Annotated in this window: 16 protein-coding genes; 6 read left to right on the plus strand and 10 right to left on the minus strand. The window is 38.0% G+C overall.

The window, feature by feature from the left end; genetic code table 11:
• The first annotated feature begins 6 nt into the window (after positions 1–6).
• Positions 7–1,323 carry an adenosylhomocysteinase gene (gene ahcY / locus ICG50_RS00380; RefSeq protein WP_187658935.1) on the plus strand — a complete coding sequence of 439 codons (1,317 nt, stop codon included), beginning with the start codon at positions 7–9 and terminating at the stop codon, positions 1,321–1,323.
• Positions 1,324–1,855: 532 nt separating this feature from the next.
• On the opposite strand, the gene rpmA is transcribed toward ahcY, so the two are convergent.
• Both rpmA and rplU read right to left on the minus strand, forming a co-directional pair.
• A complete protein-coding gene (gene rpmA, locus ICG50_RS00385; RefSeq protein WP_121311976.1) occupies positions 1,856–2,116 on the minus strand; it encodes a 50S ribosomal protein L27 in 261 nt (86 codons plus the stop codon).
• A gap of 19 nt (positions 2,117–2,135) precedes the next feature.
• Positions 2,136–2,576, minus strand: a complete 441-nt coding sequence (gene rplU / locus ICG50_RS00390; protein WP_121311977.1) for a 50S ribosomal protein L21 — start codon at positions 2,574–2,576, stop codon at positions 2,136–2,138.
• Between the two features lie 225 nt (positions 2,577–2,801).
• On the opposite strand from rplU, the gene ICG50_RS00395 reads away from it, so the two are divergent.
• On the plus strand, positions 2,802–4,127 hold the full coding sequence (locus ICG50_RS00395) for a M16 family metallopeptidase (protein ID WP_187658936.1): 1,326 nt from the start codon (positions 2,802–2,804) through the stop codon (positions 4,125–4,127).
• 13 nt (positions 4,128–4,140) lie between these two features.
• Positions 4,141–6,195: a M16 family metallopeptidase gene (locus tag ICG50_RS00400; RefSeq protein ID WP_246448705.1), complete on the plus strand. Its 2,055-nt coding sequence runs from the start codon at positions 4,141–4,143 to the stop codon at positions 6,193–6,195.
• Between the two features lie 51 nt (positions 6,196–6,246).
• On the opposite strand, the gene ICG50_RS00405 is transcribed toward ICG50_RS00400, so the two are convergent.
• Positions 6,247–7,113 carry a DMT family transporter gene (locus ICG50_RS00405; protein WP_187658937.1) on the minus strand — a complete coding sequence of 289 codons (867 nt, stop codon included), beginning with the start codon at positions 7,111–7,113 and terminating at the stop codon, positions 6,247–6,249.
• A gap of 109 nt (positions 7,114–7,222) precedes the next feature.
• Between ICG50_RS00405 and ICG50_RS00410 the strand changes: the two genes are divergently transcribed.
• Positions 7,223–7,597 (plus strand): heavy-metal-associated domain-containing protein, encoded by a 375-nt coding sequence (locus ICG50_RS00410; protein ID WP_187658938.1) that lies wholly within the window; start codon positions 7,223–7,225, stop codon positions 7,595–7,597.
• A 97-nt stretch (positions 7,598–7,694) separates the two neighbouring features.
• Here ICG50_RS00410 and gldD read toward each other — a convergent pair whose 3' ends face one another.
• The 4 genes from gldD to mutY all read right to left on the minus strand — a co-directional run bounded on the left by gldD (position 7,695) and on the right by mutY (position 11,154).
• Positions 7,695–8,264, minus strand: a complete 570-nt coding sequence (gene gldD / locus ICG50_RS00415; protein WP_187658939.1) for a gliding motility lipoprotein GldD — start codon at positions 8,262–8,264, stop codon at positions 7,695–7,697.
• Between the two features lie 6 nt (positions 8,265–8,270).
• Positions 8,271–9,566 carry a gliding motility-associated protein GldE gene (gene gldE, locus ICG50_RS00420; RefSeq protein ID WP_187658940.1) on the minus strand — a complete coding sequence of 432 codons (1,296 nt, stop codon included), beginning with the start codon at positions 9,564–9,566 and terminating at the stop codon, positions 8,271–8,273.
• 25 nt (positions 9,567–9,591) lie between these two features.
• Entirely contained in the window at positions 9,592–10,029 is a 438-nt protein-coding gene (locus ICG50_RS00425) for a single-stranded DNA-binding protein (RefSeq protein ID WP_187658941.1), read from the minus strand.
• Between the two features lie 84 nt (positions 10,030–10,113).
• Positions 10,114–11,154 (minus strand): A/G-specific adenine glycosylase, encoded by a 1,041-nt coding sequence (gene mutY, locus ICG50_RS00430; protein WP_187658942.1) that lies wholly within the window; start codon positions 11,152–11,154, stop codon positions 10,114–10,116.
• 103 nt (positions 11,155–11,257) lie between these two features.
• Between mutY and ICG50_RS00435 the strand changes: the two genes are divergently transcribed.
• Together ICG50_RS00435 and ICG50_RS00440 are read left to right on the plus strand one after the other, a co-directional pair.
• Positions 11,258–11,581, plus strand: coding sequence for an HU family DNA-binding protein (locus ICG50_RS00435; protein WP_262886121.1), 324 nt, complete (start codon positions 11,258–11,260; stop codon positions 11,579–11,581).
• Positions 11,582–11,987: 406 nt separating this feature from the next.
• Positions 11,988–13,532, plus strand: a complete 1,545-nt coding sequence (locus tag ICG50_RS00440) for an Rne/Rng family ribonuclease (protein WP_187658943.1) — start codon at positions 11,988–11,990, stop codon at positions 13,530–13,532.
• A gap of 450 nt (positions 13,533–13,982) precedes the next feature.
• On the opposite strand, the gene tnpA is transcribed toward ICG50_RS00440, so the two are convergent.
• From tnpA to ICG50_RS00455, 3 genes are all read right to left on the minus strand, one after another.
• Complete coding sequence (gene tnpA / locus ICG50_RS00445) at positions 13,983–14,444, minus strand: IS200/IS605 family transposase (protein WP_187658944.1); 462 nt, start codon at positions 14,442–14,444, stop codon at positions 13,983–13,985.
• A gap of 169 nt (positions 14,445–14,613) precedes the next feature.
• Positions 14,614–16,989 (minus strand): penicillin-binding protein 1C, encoded by a 2,376-nt coding sequence (gene pbpC, locus ICG50_RS00450; RefSeq protein WP_187658945.1) that lies wholly within the window; start codon positions 16,987–16,989, stop codon positions 14,614–14,616.
• Positions 16,990–17,042: 53 nt separating this feature from the next.
• The gene (locus ICG50_RS00455) at positions 17,043–22,715 is read right to left on the minus strand and encodes an alpha-2-macroglobulin family protein (RefSeq protein WP_187658946.1); all 5,673 of its coding nucleotides are present in this window, start codon (positions 22,713–22,715) and stop codon (positions 17,043–17,045) included.
• Positions 22,716–22,748 lie beyond the last annotated feature (33 nt).

Here is a 22,748-nt window from a genome sequence, read left to right on the forward strand (position 1 = left end):
TAATAGATGAGTACACAAACATTACCTTTTGTAGCTTACAAAGTTAAGGATATTAACTTGGCAGCTTGGGGAAGAAAAGAAATCGAATTGGCGGAAGCTGAAATGCCGGGATTAATGGCACTTCGCGCTGAATATGGTGCTAGCCAACCTTTAAAAGGCGCTCGCATTGCCGGATGTCTTCACATGACTATCCAAACGGCTGTTTTAATTGAAACTTTAATTGCTTTGGGTGCAGAAGTTACTTGGTCATCTTGTAACATTTTCTCTACTCAAGATCAAGCTGCTGCAGCTATTGCTGCTGCGGGAATTCAAGTGTATGCTTGGAAAGGTTTGGATGAAGAGTCTTTTGATTGGTGTATTGAACAAACTTTATTCTTTGGTGAAGACAGAAAACCATTGAACATGATATTAGATGATGGTGGAGATTTAACCAATATGGTATTCGACCGTTACCCGGAATTAATTCCTGGAATCAAAGGTTTGTCTGAAGAAACTACTACAGGAGTTCACCGTTTGTACGAAAGAATGAAAAACGGAACGTTATTCATGCCGGCTATTAACGTAAATGACTCGGTTACTAAATCTAAATTTGACAACAAATACGGTTGTAAAGAATCAGCTGTGGATGCGGTTCGTCGTGCTACCGATATTATGTTGGCCGGAAAAAGAGTAATCGTTTGTGGTTACGGTGATGTTGGTAAAGGAACTGCGGCTTCTTTCAGAGGTGCCGGTTCAATTGTTACGGTTACAGAAATCGATCCAATCTGTGCTTTACAAGCAGCTATGGATGGTTTTGAAGTGAAAAAATTAAACACGGTTATCAAAACTGCCGATATTATTATCACGACAACAGGAAATAAAGATATCGTTATGGGAAGCCATTTCGAGCAAATGAAAGACAAAACTATCGTTTGTAACATTGGCCACTTTGATAACGAAATTGACATGGCTTGGTTGAACAAAAACTACGGTGCGTCAAAAATAGAAATCAAACCACAAGTAGACAAATATACCATCAACGGAAATGATATTCTTATTTTGGCTGAAGGTCGTTTGGTAAACTTAGGTTGTGCAACCGGTCACCCAAGTTTTGTAATGAGTAACTCCTTTACTAACCAAACTTTGGCACAAATCGAGTTGTGGACCAACAGTGCGGCTTACAATAACGAAGTGTATATGTTACCAAAACATTTAGATGAAAAAGTAGCGGCTTTACACTTGGCTAAATTAGGTGTTGAATTGGAAACCTTAAATGACGAGCAAGCGGCTTATATTGGCGTTGCTGTTGAAGGACCATACAAACCGGAGTATTACAGATACTAATCTGATATTAAATTTCAGATTTTAAATATTAGATATAAACCCTTGCTGAAAAGTGAGGGTTTTTTTATTGGCTGATGTAAAGAAAATATTTATACTGAACACAATTTATCCTTAATAATTCTGTGTCAAAAATTTACTTTTAAAAATTTGACACAATATCTGTGGCAAAAAAAGAATTTTGGAAATTTTGACACAATTTGTGTTTCAAAATGCATTCTGAAATTGAAACAAAGCACAACCCTTGCTGAGAAGTGAAGGTTTTTTATTTCAATCCCGTTAGGGATTTAATATGGGGAGCAAAAATAATTTATGTAAAAGAAAAGTCCCGTTAGGGATGATATACCAGACACAAAAGACAAATCCTAATTAGCCCCGATTGTAGTGGCACGAAGTATAACGGAAAGCGGGAACATGGAAACCAAGAAAGCCCGAGCGATTCGCTCCTAACCCGAGCCAAAGGCTAACTGAGCGAAGCTAAACAAAAAACCCGCTCATTGCTGAACGGGTTTTGTATTTTAATAAGAGTTTGTTCTTATGCTTCGAAAGGAATTACAGAAACAAATGATTTGTTGTCTGATTTCTTTTGAAACTTCACTACTCCGGCAACTTTTGCATGTAAAGTATGATCTTTACCCATGTAAACGTTTTCTCCCGGATTGTGTTTAGAACCTCTTTGTCTAACGATGATATTCCCAGCAATAGCAGCTTGACCACCATAAATCTTAACACCTAAACGTTTCGATTCTGATTCTCTACCATTCTTAGAACTACCGACACCTTTCTTGTGAGCCATGACGTATAAGTTTTAAATATTAGTTGTTTTCTTCTGTTGCTGGAGCTTCAGTGGTGGCTTTTTTCGCTTTTGGCGCTTTTGGCTCTGCTGCTGCTTTTTCAGCTTTTGGTTCTGTAGCTTTCTCAGCTTTAGCCGCTTTTTTACCGCCGGTTGCGCTGATACCTTCAATTACAATTTGAGTAAGATACTGTCTGTGACCGTTTCTTTTCTTGAATCCTTTTCTTCTTTTCTTTTTGAAAACGATTACTTTGTCTCCTTTTAAGTGTTGTAACACTTTGGCTTCTACTGAAGCACCTTCTATAGCTGGGGCGCCTAAAGTAATGTTGCCATTATCATCTAATAAAAGAACTTTGTCAAAAGAAACTTTTGAACCTTCTTCATTAGCCAAACGGTGAACATAAACTTTTAAGTCTTTGCTAACTTTAAATTGTTGCCCTGCTATCTCTACGATTGCGTACATAACAATGATGTTTAATTAATTTTTTAAGTGTGCAAATATACTACTATTTCTGTTACACGCAACAGTATACTGAAAAAAGTTTATCGCTATCCTTCAAGGAATTAGACTTGGCAACAGAAATTTAGAGAATTCTAAAGATTTTAGAGAAAAAAAAGTACTTTTGGTGTAACAAAACTAAAGGTTAGTTAACTAACAAAACAATCAACGAAAAAATTTCAATTTTTTATGAAAAAATCATTAATTGCTTTAAGTTCATTGCTTATGCTTGGAGGAACAGCGCATGCTCAAAAGGTAGCTTTTGAAGAGTACGATTTACCTAATGGTCTTCACGTAATTTTACACAACGATCCATCGGCTCCAGTGGTAATAACGTCTGTAATGTACCATGTAGGTTCTAAAGATGAAAATCCGGAAAGAACAGGGTTTGCTCACTTTTTTGAACATTTATTATTCGAAGGAACTGAAAACATCAAAAGAGGTGAATGGTTTAAAATAGTAACTTCTAACGGAGGAACAAACAACGCCAACACTTCTGAAGACAGAACCTATTACTTCGAAGTTTTCCCTTCTAACAATACCGAATTAGGATTGTGGATGGAATCCGAAAGATTAATGCATCCGGTAATCAACCAGATTGGTGTTGATACTCAAAACGAAGTAGTAAAAGAAGAAAAAAGACTACGTGTTGATAACCAACCTTACGGAAATTTGATTGCCGAGGTTAAGAAAAACATGTTTAAAAACCATCCTTATCGTTGGGCCCCAATTGGTTCAATGGAACATTTAGATGCTGCAACTTTAGAGGAGTTTCAAGCGTTCAACAAAAAATTCTACACGCCAAACAATGCGGTTTTAGTAGTAGCAGGTCAAATTGACATCGCTCAAACTAAAGCATGGATTGAAAAATATTTTGGTCCAATTCCAAGAGGTGTTGAAATCAAAAAACAAACTTTCACAGAAGCTCCGATTACTGAAACCATCAAAGCAACTTACGAAGATCCAAACATCCAAAAACCAATGATGGTAGCTGCCTACAGAATTCCATCAATGAAAACTCGTGAGGCGAGAGTTTTAGATATGATTTCTACTTACTTGAGCAATGGAAAAAGTTCAAAATTATACAAGAAAATTGTTGACGATAAGAAAATGGCTTTAGTAGTTGCCGCTTTCAATTACGCTCAAGAAGATTACGGACAATATATTCTTTACGGAATGCCGCAAGGCGAAAATACTTCGGCTGACTTGGTTAGAGAAATTGATGAAGAAATCGTTAAACTACAAACAGATTTAATATCTGAAAAAGATTTCCAAAAATTACAAAACATCAATGAAAGTAATTATGTTAACAACAACGCCAGTATTGAAGGAGTTGCCGAAAATTTAGCCACTTACTACATGTTATACGGAGATGTTAATTTGATCAATACTGAAATCGAAATTTACCGCTCTATCACTCGTGAAGAAATTAGAGATGCTGCCAAAAAATATTTAAATCCTAATCAACGCTTGATTTTGGATTATGTTCCAGCCAAAGACAAAGCTCAAAACTAAGACTCAAAGTATCATGAAAAAAACAATTATAGTATTATCAAGCTTGTTTTTAACCATAATTATGCAAGCACAGGACAGAACACAGCCAAAACCAGGTCCAGCACCGGTTTTGAACATCAAAAAACCAACCTCTTTTACTTTGCCAAACGGATTGAAAGTTTTGGTGGTTGAAAATAATAAATTACCGAGAGTTTCTTTTAGTTTAACTATAGACAACACTCCGTATGCTGAAGGAGATAAAAAAGGAGTATCCGATTTAACCAGTAGCTTAATTGGTAACGGTTCAACCAAAACTTCTAAAGATGCCTTCAACGAAGAAATCGATTTTCTTGGTGCTAGCATTAATTTCTTTGCTTCAGGCGCCAGTGCCAGCGGTTTGTCAAAACATTCTAAAAGAATATTGGAATTAATGGCTGAAGGGGCATTGATGCCCAACTTTACCCAAGAGGAATTTGATAAAGAAAGAGACAAATTAATCGAAGGTTTAAAAACCCAAGAAAAAAGTGTTACCGCAGTTGCCGGAAGAGTTGAAGGTGTTTTAGCTTATGGTAAAAACCATCCTGCCGGTGAATATTTGTCTGAAGAAACCATTAAAAACGTGTCTTTAGCAGATGTGAAAAACAATTACAGAACTTATTTTGTCCCTCAAAACGCTTATTTGGTAGTTGTTGGTGATGTTAAAACTAAAGATGTTAAGAAAACCGTTGAGAAATTATTTGGTTCTTGGGTAAAAGCTACGGCTCCAAATTTGACTTATTCAAACCCAGCCAACGTTCAATATTCTCAAATCAACTTTGTAGACATGCCCAATGCGGTACAATCGGAAATCACCATTTTAAATACCGTTAATTTAAAAATGTCTGATGCCGATTTCTTCCCGGTAATTTTAGCCAATCAGGTTTATGGTGGAGATTTCAATAGTTACTTAAACATGAATTTGAGAGAAGCTCATGGTTGGACTTATGGTGCTCGTTCAAGCGTTGGATTTGACAAAAACATGTACAGTGTTTTCAAAGCCAATACTCAAGTAAGAAACGCAGTTACTGATAGTGCCGTAGTAGAAGCTTTAAACGAATTGAAAAAAATCAGAACTGAAAAAGTTAGTGAAGAAGTATTAAATAGTGTAAAAGCAGGATATGTGGGTCGTTTCGTTATGCAAGTTGAAAAACCGGCTACTGTAGCGCGTTATGCTTTAAATATTGAAACAGAAGGCTTACCGGCTGATTTTTATGAAAACTACATCAAAAATATCAATGCGGTTACTCCGGATGATATCATGAGAGTGGCCAACAAATATTTCTTAGCCGATAATTTAAGAATATTGGTGGTTGGAAAAGCTTCTGAAGTACTAGCAGGATTGGAAAGCAGAAAAATTCCAATTTTCTACTTTGATAAATTTGGTAATCCAACAGAAAAACCAGCCCTGAAAAAACCGGTTCCTACCGGCGTAACAGTTAAAACTATAGTTGATGCTTATGTAGCTGCCATTGGTGGCGATAAAGCGGTAAAATCTGTAAAATCAATAGCTTCATTGGGTTCAACTAAAATTCCTCAAGCACCGATGCCTTTATCATACAATGCTAAAATTGATTCTAAAGGAAGAATGATGGTTGAATTGTCAATGGCCGGTATGGGTTCGTTAATGAAACAAGTAATTAATGGTAACAGCGGTTATGCTATGCAACAAGGTCAGAAAAAAGTGTTTGAAGGAGAAGAATTAGCTAAAATGAAAGAAAGCGCTGTGTTATTCAGTGAAACTCTATTACCAACCAAAGCCGGAGTTACTGTAACCGGTATCGAACCAATGAATGGTAGCGATGCTTACACCGTAGTTGATGGTGACACAACGCATTACTTTGATGTTAAAACCGGACTAAAAACGGCTGAAGCTTCAACAGTTGATCAAGGTGGACAAAAAGTAACACAAGTAACTTCTTATAATGATTATCGTGATGTCAAAGGGGTTAAAGTTCCTTTTAATACTATTATGAATGTTGGGATTGAATTAGATATTAAAATATCAGAAGTTAAAATCAACGAAGGCGTTTCAGATGCTGATTTTCAATAGTTGAAATTTATATAGAGTAAAGGAAAGACCGTTAGCAATAGCGGTCTTTTTTTATTTTTTACTCGAAAGATAAACGCCTATCAAAATAATAAAAGCACCAACAAACTGAACCGGCGTCAACATTTCGTTATCCAACAAACCCCAAAAGAAAGCCACAACCGGAATTAAATAAGTAACCGAAGTCGCAAAAACCGGAGAGGAAATCTGTATCAGTTTATAAAAAAGAACATTAGCAATTCCGGTTCCGATGATACCTAAAATCGCTACGAAAATCATTGCGTGTTGCACTTCTTTTACTTGAACCACCGAAAAGAAATCGGTAAAAGACAAAACGATTAAAGCCGGAAACAACATCACTAAAAAGTTCCCAACCGTTATGGTCAAAGGTTTTAAATCGGATAAATACTTCTTGATAAAATTCACGTTCATCGCATAACAAATTGAAGCAATCAACACTAGTATTGTGTACCAATAATTCTGATTCGGGTTGTGAATCGCTCCGTTGAAAATTAGCAACATCGTACCGATAAGCCCAACTACTACCCCAAAAATTTGTGTGCGCTTAAAATCCAAACCAAACACAATCGCGCCTAAAATTAAAGTGTTCAAGGGCGTTAATGAATTAAGTATCGAACTCACTGAACTATTAATCTCTGTTTGAGCAATCGCAAAAAGATACGCAGGAATAAAAGTGCCGAATAAAGAAGTCAAAGCAATGTATTTCCACTTGTGCAACGGAATTGAAGCCACATTTTTAAACCCAATCATCAAAAGAAACAAAGCGCAAAAGATAATTCGAAGTGAACCCAATTGAAAAGGATTCAAACTCACCAATCCTTTTTTGATTAGGATAAAAGAACTTCCCCAAATCAAGGCAAGTACAATCAAAATAATCCATTTAAACTGTGGTGGCTTCATAGGTAAATATCAGACTTCAAATTTTGTAATTATTTTAAGAATAATAACTTTTATTTTTATTTATTTTTGCCTTGACAAACAAGCAATTAAAATTTAAAAAATAAATACCATGAATTTCACCAAATCATTACTAACCTTCGGCATGGTCTCTACGCTACTTTTCAGTTGTAAAGAGACCGCAAGTAAACCTACCACTGATGATGCCAAAGAAACCAGCGCTACAGAAAAAAAAGCGCCGGCAGTTGCAGCTAAACCTGAGACAGCCAGTTTTAAAATAGAAGGCATGACTTGCTCAATGGGATGTGCTAAAACCATCGAAAAAGAATTAGCAGCAATGAACGGCGTGCAAAAAGCCACCGTAGATTTTGATAAAAAAGAAGCTAGAGTCGAATTTGATGCAGCAGTTTTAACCCCTGAAAAATTATTTGCAACTGTCGAAGCCACCGGAGACGGAGCTACTTATAAAGTGGTAGCCGCAAAATAATCTCCAATTGATATAATAAAAAAAGGAACTCAAAAGAGTTCCTTTTTTTATTTAGTTTGCTTCGCCAGTTCGCTTTGCTCGTGCCGCTCCGTTCGGCTTAACGGCCTTGGGTCCATTGAATCGTTTCCATTAATTGTTGCATGTCGTTTTTGATGTAATCCGCAGCGGGCATAATCGAGTCGAAATTAGGCTTGGCATAAAAATAAACCGAACCGGTAACAAAATGTTTAATGCTGTCAGTGGCATAAAACTGGGCATTAGTGGCGGCATTTCCTCTTACTTGGTAAAACATACCATAGACTTTCTTGTCCGGATTGATATAAGGTTGTTCCAAAATATCATCGGCTTTGATTACGTGTTCGTATGTCAGTTTTTGCGCATCTCTCAATAACTTATTGATATCTCCATTCACCGGTTTATAAGTCAAGTAAATGGTGGCTTTCATTTTTGGGTAATGAATCGAAAAACCACAATTTTTATCTTCTTTAATAATGGCATCTTCATTGATATCAAAAGCAACCGGACAATGGTTACTAAAAGCGGCATATTGTGCTAATGGATAATCCAAGCGCAATTGACTGGCCGGTTTAGGCAGCACATCATCTTTGCAAGCGGTAAAACTCAAAAGTAAAACCACGGTTAAAAATCCAATTGTCTTGTTTATCATAATCTATTATTCAAGGGTTACTTTTAATTGTTTGATTCTTTTTTTATCCACTACCTCAACCGTAAAATAGACGGAGGCAAAATGAATCTTCTGTCCTTTTTTGGGAAAATTGCCCAATACTTCTAATATAAATCCGGCCAAGGTTTCCGCTTCACCTTTTCGGTCTTCAAAAGCTTCTTCGTCTACATCGACAATTCGGTAGAAATCTTTGAGATTGATTTTGCCTTCAAAAAGAAAATTCTTTTCATCAATTTGAGAGAAATTAATATTCTCATCATCAAACTCATCGGAAATATCGCCGACAATTTCTTCTATTACATCTTCCAAAGAAACCAAGCCAGAGGTGCCGCCATATTCATCGACTACAATTGCTAAATGACTTTTCATGCGTTGGAAATCTTTCAACAAATCATCCAACTTTTTATTTTCGGGCACAAAAAACGGTTCGCGCATTAATGGGTTCCAATCAAACTCTTTCTTGTGAATGTGCGGAATTAAATCTTTCACAAAGAGAATGCCTTCAATGTGATCAATACTTTCTCTGAAAATCGGTATCCTCGAATACCCTTTAGCTACAATTTTAGCATAAATATCGGCGAAAGATTCCTCAATTTCGAGCGCAAAGATATCAATTCTCGGGCTCATGACCTGTTTGGTGTCGGTGTTTCCGAAAGATACTATGCCTTCCAAAATCTTCTGCTCATCAAAAGTAGTATCGTCTGTGGAAGTCATTTCTAACGCTTGAGACAATTGGTCTACTGAAATATTAGATTTTTGTCTGCCTAATTTATCATGTAAAAAAACGGAAACCGATCGCATTGGCAAACTAATTGGTGAGAGCAGTTGGTCTAATACAAATAAAGCCCCTACAATAAATTTTGAGAACTTTATATTGTTCCGACTGGCATATACTTTGGGCAATACTTCTCCGAAAAGCAAAATTAGAAAAGTGATTAAAATAACCTCTACAACAAATTTTATAATCGGTGATTCTATATCCGAAAAAACAGAATTGCCCACAAAGGAAAAAATAATAACCACGCCAATATTGACAAAATTATTGGCTAATAAAAGCGTGGCCAATAATTTTTTTGGCTTTTGTAAAAGTTTAGAAATTAAATTGGCCTTGTGCGGGTTTTCATTTCCGAGTTTGGTTATATCATTTGGTGTAAGCGAAAACAAAGCAACCTCAGCTGCCGAAATCATAGCCGAACAAAAGAGCAATAAGGCGATAGCGATACTTCCAAAAAGTAAATTGGTGTCTAAATTATCTAAGAAGGTAAAACTGGGCTCCGGGTCCAAAGGCAACAGGGTTAGTTAAACAATATCAAAACGGTAAATCATTTTCGTGATTCGCCGGATTTGAGGCTTCAAAATTACTATTTTTTGGTTCAAGATTTTGAGGTGCTTTCACCCCTTCGATTTCTTTTTTTGTGGTTAAAAAAGTAAATTCTGTCACCTGAATTTCCGTGGTGTATTTTGTTGTGCCATCTTCAGCTTGCCATTGGCGCGATTTGATTCTTCCTTCAATGTAGATTTTATCGCCTTTGGATAAATATTTTTCACAAATTTCTGCAGCTTTGTTTCGCACCACTAAATTGTGCCATTCGGTCGAGGTTATTTTTTCGTTGGTTTGCTTGTTGATGTAAACTTCATTGGTAGCCAAAGGAAAGCGTCCGATACAATTGCCTCCTTCAAAATAGTGCATTTTCACTTCGTCTCCTAAATGACCAATTAGCATCACTTTATTTAATGTACCATTCATTTTGAACTATTTCTTTTGTTACACTGCGTTCCACACAATTCGGCTAAGCCTTGAGTCTTTCAAATTTACAATTTTTTTTAAAAACTAAAACCTTTCTTTTTCAATAAAATTAAAAATTACAATCGGAAATGGCATTTTCTTCGCTGATTCCCAGTTAATTCCGTTTGCAAGCTTTCCTTTCACTCCTATTTTCCAAAAATTGATGTTTAAATGTTGGTGTGATAATTTATGAACCGTTGTTTCCGAATTGTACCAATGGATATTGAGCACTTCATTGGGCACAAATTGTTGATTTTGCATTAGTGTCAAAAGTTCTTCTTCTATCAATTCATTCTCCGTTTCTAATAGAGGGAATTCATATAAATTTTGCCAAATGCCTTTTTCAGTGCGTTTCTGTAGTAAAGTATTTTCGTTTTCATCCGAAAAAATCAGGTAATTAAAATGACGCATTCTTACTTTAACCTTTTTCGATTTTACCGGAAGCAAAGCCACTTTCTTCTTCTGCAACGCCGCACAACTGTCGTTAAAAATACAATTTCTGCAATCCGGATTTTTAGGCGTGCATTGCAGTGCTCCAAACTCCATGATGGCTTGGTTGAATAAATTCGCTTGACCTTTAGGTAATAATTCGGCAGCCAATTGAGTGAATTCTTTTTTAGCTCCTGAAGAAGCAATATCGGTTTCTACGTCAAAGTAGCGCGATAAAACCCGGTACACATTCCCATCAACCACCGGAACGCTTTCATTATAAGAGAAAGACGCAATCGCCGCGGCAGTGTACTCGCCTATGCCTTTTAGTTTTAGTAATTCGGTATAAGTTTTAGGGAATTCACCATTGAGCTCAAACGCAACTTTTTGGGCTGTTTTATGCAAATTCCTCGCTCTGGAATAATACCCCAAACCTTGCCAGAGTTTCAATACGTCTTCTTCGCTTGCTTTGGCCAAATCAAAAACGGTTGGAAAAGCTTCAGTAAAACGTAAAAAATAGGGCAATCCTTGTGCGACACGAGTTTGTTGCAACATGATTTCGGACAACCATATAAAGTAAGGCTTAACCGTATTTCGCCATGGCAAATCACGTTTGTTTTGTAAATACCATTGAATAAGCAGATTAGGGAATTTCATAGTTAAATTATCGTTTACAAAAATAAAAGTTTATGTTATTAAATTTTAATAGATTATGCTTGAAATATTGTTTTTTTAATTCATATATTTGCAACCTCAAAAAATTACACATAATATTAAAATACGAAAGAAAATGACGAAAGCAGATATCGTAGCGAAGATTTCAGAAAAATTAGGTCTTGAAAAAGGAGATGTTCAAGCAACAGTTGAAGCATTTATGGAAGAAGTGAAAACTTCATTAGAAACTGGCGACAATGTTTATTTAAGAGGTTTTGGTAGCTTTATTATCAAAACAAGAGCTGAAAAAACAGGAAGAAACATTTCTAAAAATACTACTATAAAAATTCCTGCTCACAACATTCCGGCATTTAAACCTGCTAAAGTATTTGTAGAATCAGTAAAAACCAATACTGAAGTAGCAGTATAAAACTTATTTATTAATCACAAAAAGACGAACTTATGCCAAGTGGTAAAAAAAGAAAAAGACATAAGGTAGCGACGCACAAACGTAAAAAGAGAGCGAGAGCTAACCGACACAAAAAGAAAAAGTAGTTCTAAACTACTTTTTCTTTTTTTAAAAAAAGTTCATTGAAATCGAAAATTAGACAACTTAGACTGCTTAGACAGTTTAGACAACTTAGATAATCTAAGAAGTCTAACAATCTAACAATCTAACCGTCTAAAATTCACCGGGTAATAAACAATACCTGTTAAATGTTTAATCCATCCTAACAATTCAGTTGCGAGTTGAAAGGTTACGAGTTGCGAGTTGAAAAACCCCAAACCAGAAACCTGAAACCCGAAACCAAATAGTTCGGATAAAAATTTACAACATGAATAAAGAATTAATCATCCGTAGTGGTGAAGATGCTGTAGATTTTGCCTTATTAAAAGATGGAAAACTAATTGAATTACACAAACAGGAAGACACAAGCAACTTTCAGGTTGGTGATATTTTTATCGCCAAAATCAGAAAACCAGTTGCCGGTCTAAATGCTGCTTTTGTAAACGTAGGCTTTGAAAAAGATGCCTTTTTACATTACCACGATTTAGGACCAAACTTGGCTTCTTATTTGAAATTCATAAAACTTGTAAGCGCAGGTAAACTAAAAGATTTCTCCCTAAAAAACTTCCAGTTTGAGAAAGAGATTGATAAAGATGGTACAATATCAGACATTCTGAGTGCCAATCAATCCGTATTAGTTCAAGTAGTCAAAGAACCTATTTCTACCAAAGGACCAAGAATCAGCACCGAGCTGTCATTCGCGGGAAGATTTGTAGTTTTAGTTCCGTTTTCTGACCGCGTTTCTATTTCGCAAAAAATAGAATCCAAAGAAGAAAAAGACCGTTTGAAAAAACTAGTGCAATCCATCAAACAAAGAGGTTTCGGGGTTATTGTGAGAACAGTAGCCGAAGGCAAAAGCATAGCCGAATTAGAAAAAGATTTGCAGAACTTAATGAATAGATGGACTGCAATGTGTAAAAAATTACCAACCGCTCATCATCCGTCCAAGATATTGGGAGAGCTTAACAAAGCTTCTTCCATATTGCGAGATGTATTCAATGATACTTTCACGAGTATTCAAACAGATGATGAAGAGTTGTACCAAGAAACAAAGGACTATTTAGCCGAAATAGCGCCTGAGAAACAAAAAATAGTGAAGCTTTATCAGTCGAAAGACGTGCCATTGTTTGAGAAATACCATATTGAGCGACAAATCAAAACCTCTTTTGGGCGCACGGTATCCATGAGTAAAGGAGCTTATTTAATTATAGAACACACCGAAGCTTTACACGTTATCGACGTGAATAGCGGCAACCGTTCTAACAAAGCCACCAACCAAGAAGACACCGCACTCGAAGTGAATATGATAGCCGCTGCCGAAATCGCACGACAATTGCGTCTGCGCGATATGGGTGGTATTATTGTAGTCGATTTTATCGATATGCAAAATCCGGACAATCGCCAAGTGTTGTTCAACTTCCTTAGAGAAGAAATGAGCGACGACAAAGCCAAACACAAGATCTTACCGCCGAGTAAATTTGGATTAGTCCAAATCACCCGTCAACGCGTAAGACCTGAAGTTAACATAGAGACCAGAGAAGAAAATCCGAACAATTTGAGCGGTGATGTAGATGCACCAATCCAAATTATAGACAAGATTAATTTCTCCCTCGAAAAGATTATCAAAGACCACAATGGTGTGAAACTTAACGTTCACCCATTCGTGGCAGCATACCTTAAAAAAGGTTTTCCATCATTACGTTCAAAATGGTTTTTTGAACATAAAAAGTGGGTGAAAATCATACCTCGTGACGCTTACACGTATTTAGAATACCATTTCTTTGACAGTCAAGGAAATGAAATTAAAGAATAAAAAGAAAAGACCATCCCGTTTTATAACGCGGATGGTTTTTTTATGTCTAAAAACAAGCTGAAGCTTGTGTACCTGACTGCCACTGGCAGTCCTCCTTTTAATTTCAAACGTGACGCTTACACGTATTTAGAATACCATTTCTTTGACAACCAAGGAAATGAAATTAAAGAATAAAAGAATAAACCGCCTTTCGTGAGATTGGCGGTTTTTTTGTTTTTGTTAGAAGCTAATCCGGCTATACGTTGCAATCTTTTTCGTCAGCACTACTGCGGTTTCAATCATAAATCGAGAAAACGAAAAAGGATTTCCACTGCTATCCGGGCTAGGGTAAACTGCTTTCTAAAGATTCAACCTATAACAATAAAACATCTCAGAAAAATCCCGTTAGGGATTAAATTTGGGTAACAACAATAAACATGTTTAAAAAAAATCCCGTTAGGGATGATATAATCAAATTGGATCTTTAAAAATATAACGCTCATCATACACAACCTCAAACAATTCTAAAAACTCTAAATATTCCTGTCTAAAACACTTTTTGGCATGATGATGTTCTTGGCTCTTAATATAATTAATCACATTATTAACCTGAGATTTAGAATAAGAGAACGCACCATAACCTTCTTGCCATTCAAATTTTACTTTGAGAAACTTTCTCTCATTAATCCATTTTGATGAGCTTCCTTTAATATCTTGCATTAAATCCGACAGCGATTGTGTTGGACGCATCCCAACCAATATATGGATGTGATCGGGCATTCCGTTAATTACTAGTAATTTGTGTTTGTGATGTTTGATTATTCCGGCCATATATTGGTATAATTCGTCTTTAAAAGACAAATGAATTAAACCGTCGCGGTATTTTACAGCGAAAACAAATTGGATATGAATTTGGGTGTATGTGTTGGACATTTAATATCATCCCTAACGGGATTTTAATCAATTTTAATTAATATTCTACCATTGTTGAATCCCTAACGGGATTTTGGTTAACGCAAAAATAGAAGTATTAAAGCCTTGGCTGTTATAGTTTTTGTGTACTTTTTAAGATGGAAAAGCTATTAAAGATTGTTAACCATTATTAATCCTTAATAATCTCTACTCGTCTCTTAATCTCATTCCCAAATTCGTCCGCAACGGTAATATAATGAATCCCGGTTTCGGCTGTAATCTGCATTTCGTGGAAGGTTTGGGTTGTGCCTTTGTATTCGTTGTCTACATACCAAAACAACTTGGCTTCTCGGTTGGAATGGGCCACTTTTAAAATCACGGGCTGTACATTACTATTGAAATCTTTGGCCAAATAAATCTTGCTGTTGGTTTTAGGATAAATAAAATCCATGGCGGCTTTTTGGTCTTGTTTACAATCTTCCCGAAATGGCGGTAACGGTTTATAATCAATATGCAAACTCTTGTAATACCATTCCATCACCGGCGGCAACACAAACCATTTTTTGGAAACGATTTTATCCACATCTTCGCAACTGCTGTTCACTCTGAATTGTAGTGTCGCATCCAAATGCACCAATTTGTGATACGGGCAAACCGAAGTCTTCTTTCCTCTTCGCGTGATTAATTGCTTGGTTTTCGGGCAATCGTCTTGGGCTAAATGGCCGCTTAAACTACAAACCTCAGCGTATTCCAAATCGTTCAACGGCGGTTGGAACCATTTCTTTTTGGGCAACAAATTAAAGACATCAAACAATATCGGTGCGGCACTTCCAACACCGGTTAGTTCCGGTCTGCCTTCACCATTCGCATTTCCAACCCAGACACCGACTACGTAACGAGAATTAGTTCCAATAGCCCAAGCGTCGCGATTCCCAAAGCTGGTTCCGGTTTTCCATGCCAATTCTAACGACGAATCGTAAAACTTCCAGGCTTCATCTCCTTCCGGTCTATTGACTTCCTTCATGGCATTATAAGTCAAATAAATCGAACCTGCGCCAAAGATATTTTTCTGAAAACTGTCGTCGCCATAATCCTGTTCGAAGCCGTTGACATAATTCAACTCGGTGAATTCTTTAGTTCGGTATTTCCCGCTCGATTGATTGAAATAATTAATCGTGGAAGACATATTCGCATAGGAGCGACACAAATCCCATAAATTACTTTCGGCACCGCCCAAAATCAACGACAGTCCGTAATGATCCGGATGTTGGTTGATGTTTTTGAGTTTTAATTTCTGGGTCAGTTCATAAAAATTATGCACGCCGTGTTCCTGCAACATCAAGACCGATGGAATATTCAACGAACGCGATAACGCTCTTTGTGCTGGAACCGCACCGTCAAACGTCAGGTTAAAATTCTGAGGTGTATACCCCGAAATTTGCGTGGGAATATCGGCAACCAAAGTATTGGGCAACAATTCGCCTTCATCGAGCATGGAGGCAAATAGCAACGGTTTCAAAATACTACCCGTACTTCGCGGAGCGCCTATGATATCGACATCTTTGTCGTGGTCTTTATCGGTTGGTGAATTACCCACATAACTAATCACATTGCGGTTTTGAATATCAATGACCATAATCGCCAAGTTGTGTACTTCGTTTTGTTTGTACTGATTGTAATACTGAAGCGCAATTTGGTTTACACGGTTTTGCAACGAAATATCAATGGTCGTTTTGATGCGTTTTCCTTCATCGGTTTTGGCGATTCTTTGCAACAAATGTGGTGCAATCTGTGGCAGATTATACGGTTTTTGCGGCAATGGTTCTTTGATAGCCAATTCGTAAGTCAGCTTGTCGATGATTTTTTCGTTGTAAAGTTTGAGCAACAAAGCATTGCGTTTTCGCAGTAACTTGATTTGGTTTTTACCGGGATAAATCAAACTCGGCGCATTGGGCAACACCGCCAAAGTCGCGCTTTCTGCCCAAGATAATTGATACGATTGCACGCCGAAATACCGCCAAGAAGCCATTTCCAATCCAACCACATTACCGCCATAAGGCGCATGAGCAGCATACAACTCAAGAATTTTTTCTTTGGAATGACGGAATTCTAATCTTGTGGCCAATATCATTTCAATTCCCTTTTCGAAATACGTTCGCTTTTTGTTTTTGCGCGATAACCGAATGACTTGTTGGGTCAACGTACTGCCACCGCGAACAACTTTGCCGGCACTTCTATTCTGCTGAAAAGCTTTGACCATCGCCACCGGATTGAATCCCGGATGATAGTAAAAATGTTCGTCCTCAAAATACACGATACATTTTTTAAACTTATCTGGAACACTGTCCTGAGCCGGGAAACGCCATTGCCCATCTCGTGCAATTTTGGCTGCGAGCAATTCGCCGTCACTGCTTTCGATTACGGTGGCATAAGGTTCTTCGAATAAAACTCTTGGCAACGAAAAGTAATACACCACCAAAAGAATAAATCCTATGGCTGATTTCTTTTTGTTGCGTTTAATCCAATTGAGTAGGCGTTGTGAGAACGCTTTGAGTTTTGCTTTCACGATTTACAAAGGATAAACACCTGACAGGTTTTGAAAACCTGTCAGGTGTAAAATTACTTCACCACTTCCACCCATTGTCCTTTAGTGCGTGCTAAAAACTCGTTGTCATACATCGCTTCACACTGCAATCCCGGCAAATAGTATTTACCCAAATAAGAAGCGTTCAACAAGATTTTTAACTGTCGTGTTTCGGCCGCTTTTAGACTGAAATAGTAATTGGCTCGGTCATCTCGAATGTCGATATAATCAGCTACATTGCTCGTGGCGTCACCAAAATCAGTGTAACGCGTGTTCACAATTTCAAATCCTGAAGGCAGAATTTGCGACAAAGCGATGTTCTCCACTCTTTCATTTTTACGATTCGTCAACGTCACTTCGGCATAAAATTCGGTGCCTTGGGCAATTTTGGAAACGCTGATGGTTTTGCCTTTTCGGTCTTTGAAAACCACATTGGCGGTCACGTTATTTTGCATTGGTTTTTCACTTCCCACCGGAAGAATTCCGCTATTCAAGACACGAACGAACAACGTATTCTTTTTGTTGTTTTTAATCGTCACCGAATTGCTTCCCATTTTTACACTTAAATCGCGTTGGGCAATCGTTTTATCAGTCGCGATGACTTCTGATTTACCAGCATTGATATACGAAATGGAAACGCCTTTCGGTCCATTCGACTTGGCGAATTTGGCCATAGCATACAACCCGTATGCGGTAGTTTGCGTACTCATCCATTGTTGACTGGAAAGGTTTTTAGCCAATTTAGTCGCCATCGCAAATGCCTTTTGTTTTTGACCTAACAATATCAAGGTTTCTAAAGCCATCGCTCGGTTTCTTTCGGCGGAACCATAATAATAATGGTAATAATTGTTATCTGAAACTTGCTCATCAATAAACGATTTGCTCAATAATGACATTCCGGCTGCATTTTGTTTTACCAAGGCATAACTCGCTGCCAAACGCAATTTGCTTTCATTAGAAATCCCAACCGTTTCACGCAGTCTGTTCATCGAGGCCAAATCGGCCGAACCGGCTAAAGCTAAAGTGTATAATCGATACGCCTGCGCAAAATCATTGCCGTATTGTTTTTCGTAACGCCATTGCTTGGCTTGTTTTTGTTGGTAGGAAATCCACTTTGTTTTGAAATTGATAGGCAACACATACCCTTTTTTCTCCGCTTCAATCAAGAAATGTCCGGCATAAGAAGTTCCCCAATCATCGGTATCGGCATTGCCCGGCCAATAAGACAAACCTCCATTCGCTTGTTGGAAATTCCCCAAACGTTGAATTCCGGCAGTGACATTTTTCTGGATTTTTTGTTTATAGGTCGCATCCAAATCCATAATCTCTGTCAAATACAATTGCGGGAATACCGACGAGGTCGTTTGCTCCACGCAACCGTGAGGATATTGAACCAAATAATTCAATCTTCTTCCGAAATCAACCGTTGGCACCGAGGACACTTCCATCTTCGCTTTATTGCTTCCGCTTACGCCAAAGGTTTTCCAAGTGATGGTTTTGGAACTATTAGGCGGAATAACAATATCGGTAAAGGCATTCGTCACCGGATTCGGATTGGTCACATCAATTTCAACCGTGTAAGTTGATTTTTCTTTGCCCGAAGTCGCAATGATGTCTATTTTTCCTATGCCGGTTGTGGCGCCGACTTCCAAATTGAAATACGCCATTTTTTCATCCGGTTCGGTGAATTTTACGATTTGACTCGCGTTTCCAACTACTCTGACACTACTATTGGTTTTAATTTGCAGCGTTACATTCTTGATGTGTTTTTCCGTGGCGAAAAGTGTCACCGGAATAGTTACTTTTTCCGAAGGTGAAATTTTTCTCGGCAACGAAGCCAAAATCATCAGCGGACTTTTGACTTGCGTGGCTTTTTCAGCCATACCATAAGCACTAGTTTTGGCATCAGCCGCCACGACCATAGTACGAACCGAACCGATGTATTTCGGCAATTTGATTTGGTGGGTTTTGGTGCCGCCATTTAATTCAAACGGACCAAAGTACATTACCACCGGTTTGAAACGATTCGCTTTTTTGGCTTTGCCACCACCGGCATCGGCATCTCCACCAATGCTGAACACTTGGTTGACTTTTCCGCCATAAGCGCCAATCACATCATCATAAATATCCCAAGTTCTTACGCCTAACGCTTCACGGGTATAGAAACTCGTCCACGCATTTGGGGTTTTGAAACGGGTTAAGTCCAACAAACCTTCATCGACAACTGCGATGGTATAGGTCATTCTTTTACCTTTCTTTTCGGAAACTTTGACGTTAACGGTTTGCTCCGGACGCAACACATCCGGCATAGAAAGTACCGGTTCCAATACCGTATTTTTATCGATTACTTCAATCGGAACGATGCCGTACATTCTGATAGGCGAATCGTTTTTGGTGGAAGCGTGTGGTTGCAATAAGGAAACATTGATGTACACATTCGGCGCCATGTCACCGGTGATTGGCAGCTCGACCGTGGTTTCACCTTTTTTGGTTTTGGCCCAAATGGTTTTCAAAACTTTGGTTCCGTTTTCAATAGAAATCATCGCTCTTCCGCCTTCACTCGATGGGAAGAAAATTTTGGCTTTATCGCCAACGGCATAATTGGCTTTGTCGGTGGTGAATCGCAAAATAGTTGCCGACTCTCCATCGGTACTTCTGCTTTTGGCAGACCACCAAGGCATGTCAATATAAACTCTTACTCCCGTCGCATGACCATCGGTTGGGTCGGTTACTCGGATTAAATAATTCCCCCAATCTTCATCGGGAACTGAAAAAGAGATGCTGCCTTTTCCGGACGCATCGGTATTGGTGTAGAAATTTTTGTATCCAATGGTCGCATTCGAAGTATTATAGTTAGACAAATTATCATTCGATGCATCCCACCACCAACGCGACTGCAAACGGTAAACGCTAACTTGCAAATTTTTAACTGAACGCGGACGACCGGTTTCACTTACCGTTACGATGTCGAATCGATTGTTTCTTCCGGTTTCAATCATGCCGTATTTATTCGGTTCAGGAGATTTTACGCCGACATAAGTTGGGTAAGGCGAATAAGAAGTCGATGCCACATCGGTACTCACATCGCCGCCGCTTTCATAGACTTTGGTAATAAACGCTGCTTTCAACATTCCCGGTGCCTGACCTTGAATCGTTGGTTTGATGGGAATAGACGCGCGACCTTGGGCATTGACTTTTCCGGAGAAAATATTGATTTCTTCCGTATAGAAACTTCTAGTTGGGTCATCAAAAACATAGTTGGAAAACCCTTTAAAAGTGGTTACCTGTTGGGAAAATTTGGCTTGCACCTCGGTTTTTAAATCTTTAGCCACCGCGCCATGCAACCACAATACTTGAATGTTATTGACGTTTTCTTTGTTGGCCGAAAGTATGGTTTCATTAAAACTGTTTTTAATTTTCAAACGATTCGGTTTGATGGTTTCAATCTTGATGCTTTTGTAAAAACGCGCGCCGCCAATACTGATTACCGCTTCCCAATTTCCGGTAATGTCTTCGGTTTCGGTTGGAATGATGAATTTGTAATGATTGAGGGCATTCATTTTTTGCACCGCTTCGTAAACGGTTTTGCCGTTCGGGTCGTTCATTTTTAATTTGATAGGATGCGATGCCGGTAGTTTATTGGCATTGTCATTTAAAATAAAAGACAAATACACCGTATCGCCCGGACGCCAAACGCCGCGTTCTCCGTAGATGTATCCTTTCAACCCTTTCTGTAACGTTTCGCCTGAAACATCAAAATTACTTACAGACAAAGACAACTCATCGTCGAGTTTTACGTAAGTACTTTGGTTACCATCACTCACTATGGCGAAATAAGCGTATTTCTCCAACTGGAACGAAGCCATACCATCACTGTCTGTAGTAGAAGAAGCTATTTTTTGTTGTTGGAAATTGTACAAATCCACTTTGGCGCCCGAAACCGCTTTGGTAGAAACGATATCACTTACGGCAACCACAATCGATTTATCGGTACCGCGTTTGGCAATTACGCCTAAATCTGTGGCTAAAATATTGGTCCCGACTTTGGTGTTGTAAAAATAATAATCGTTGCACGGATCCTGACTTTCTCGCCATTCGTAGTCTTCTTCGTAGTAGTAATCATAACCACTATTACTGTAATTCACATCGTTTTCATCGATCTCTTCTTCGTCTTCACGGTTGTAATAGCCTTCTTCTTCGTCCTCTTCGGGAGTAGTGGAAGAAGCACATCTGTACATCGAATAGGCTTTTTTATACGAGAATTCTACTCGATAAATCGCTCCCGGTTCGGGTTTGATGATTTTGGAAAGGTCTAAGGCATAAGTATTCCACTTTGTGTAATCGATGAGATTGTTTTGTTTTAATTCGATTTTAGTCTTGGCAATGGCTTGACCGACTTGTCTCAAATTACGTGTTCCGTTGAGTTCATTGTTTTGTAGAAACTGTAAGATGTTGTTTTTGTAGATTTTGAAAACTTTTACATCAACCGCATTTAAATTAGCGACTTCAAAATTGATTTTCAAATTATTGGAACTTGGCAAAATGTTGCCGCTTTTGAGCAATTTTACACCCGGTTTTACTTGTTCGAATAACAGTTTCTCCGAGTAATTATTTTTCATTTTGTTGCCATAGATGTTTTCAATGCCTTGGAAAACTTCTACCAACTTACTACCCGAAAAACCATCTTGAGTCGACTGAACTGCTTCCACAATTTCTTCAAAAGCTGCGGCGGCAGTATCAATGGCTACTGCGGTTGTGTCATATACTTCCTGAACTGCTACCGCTTCAGTTGTAGCACCACGATCGACTTTGGATTCGGGTTCTTTGTTGTAAAATACTTTTAGGACATTACCCATCGTAGCAAACTTGAGATTGCTCGTGTTTTCGATGGCTACTAATCCTTTGAAATCTTGGTCTTTTTTTAACGGGTCGGAAAAATTAATCAGTACCGATTGGTTGTTGGCATCGCCTACTTCAATCTTTAAGACTTTGAACTGATTTTTACCCGAAATCGGGAATTTGGTGACCCCTTTTTGGTCGATATCCACATCGTCTCCATCCCAATTGATTAGGATTTCACTATCGTCATCAAAACGTTGGATGCTGTCAATGATGAATTTGAAATCGGTAGCGGTACTTACCGCTTTGTCAAATTTTATTTTTAGTTTTTTGTCATTTTGTGTGGCCTCGATAATTTTTTGAGCCTCTTCAAAACTGAGATTATCGGCCGTTTTCAAGTTGCCGTGCAAGTAATACCAATCCCTGCTGTAAGACTGTAAATCTTGGGTGTTAACTATAAAATCCTGCTTAATTGTTTTGACCGAAAAATTAAAATCTTTAAGCTCTTTGGGCACTTTATTAGTAATGTCGGATAAATGCAAAGTGATTTGGTACAAAGTATTTTGTTCCAATTTGTCTTTGGGAATAAACGCAATGGTGTTGGGAGATAATGCTACTACTTTTCCGCTTACGCTGGGAGAAATGTCGAATAAATCTTCATCTAATTCCTGATTGGGCTTCCAATCGCTCTTGTTGAATGCCAATTGGACCCTAAAGTCCGAGTTGACCGAGACAAACCCCGATGAAAATCCTGTAATGTAATCTTTAAAAAGAGATGGGTCTGAATCAAAATCGGAAGCCGATTTTTTAGAACAGGATTGCAATAAAAAAATTGCAACAAACAAGCCAAAAATCTTGTTGGTTTTCATGGATGTAAAAGAGTTATTTGTTAGAACTTATTC

The organism is Flavobacterium buctense (assembly GCF_014486695.1).
GTDB lineage: Bacteria > Bacteroidota > Bacteroidia > Flavobacteriales > Flavobacteriaceae > Flavobacterium > Flavobacterium buctense.

Bases quoted from the DNA above. Each gene is read 5' to 3' on its own strand.
- tnpA (WP_187658944.1), bottom strand. From the start codon at position 14,444: ATGTCCAACACATACACCCAAATTCATATCCAATTTGTTTTCGCTGTA.
- ahcY (WP_187658935.1), top strand. From the start codon at position 7: ATGAGTACACAAACATTACCTTTTGTAGCTTACAAAGTTAAGGATATT.
- ICG50_RS00455 (WP_187658946.1), bottom strand. From the start codon at position 22,715: ATGAAAACCAACAAGATTTTTGGCTTGTTTGTTGCAATTTTTTTATTG.
- rpmA (WP_121311976.1), bottom strand. From the start codon at position 2,116: ATGGCTCACAAGAAAGGTGTCGGTAGTTCTAAGAATGGTAGAGAATCA.
- mutY (WP_187658942.1), bottom strand. From the start codon at position 11,154: ATGAAATTCCCTAATCTGCTTATTCAATGGTATTTACAAAACAAACGT.
- ICG50_RS00425 (WP_187658941.1), bottom strand. From the start codon at position 10,029: ATGAATGGTACATTAAATAAAGTGATGCTAATTGGTCATTTAGGAGAC.
- ICG50_RS00410 (WP_187658938.1), top strand. From the start codon at position 7,223: ATGAATTTCACCAAATCATTACTAACCTTCGGCATGGTCTCTACGCTA.
- rplU (WP_121311977.1), bottom strand. From the start codon at position 2,576: ATGTACGCAATCGTAGAGATAGCAGGGCAACAATTTAAAGTTAGCAAA.
- ICG50_RS00440 (WP_187658943.1), top strand. From the start codon at position 11,988: ATGAATAAAGAATTAATCATCCGTAGTGGTGAAGATGCTGTAGATTTT.
- ICG50_RS00395 (WP_187658936.1), top strand. From the start codon at position 2,802: ATGAAAAAATCATTAATTGCTTTAAGTTCATTGCTTATGCTTGGAGGA.
- gldD (WP_187658939.1), bottom strand. From the start codon at position 8,264: ATGATAAACAAGACAATTGGATTTTTAACCGTGGTTTTACTTTTGAGT.
- ICG50_RS00400 (WP_246448705.1), top strand. From the start codon at position 4,141: ATGAAAAAAACAATTATAGTATTATCAAGCTTGTTTTTAACCATAATT.
- ICG50_RS00405 (WP_187658937.1), bottom strand. From the start codon at position 7,113: ATGAAGCCACCACAGTTTAAATGGATTATTTTGATTGTACTTGCCTTG.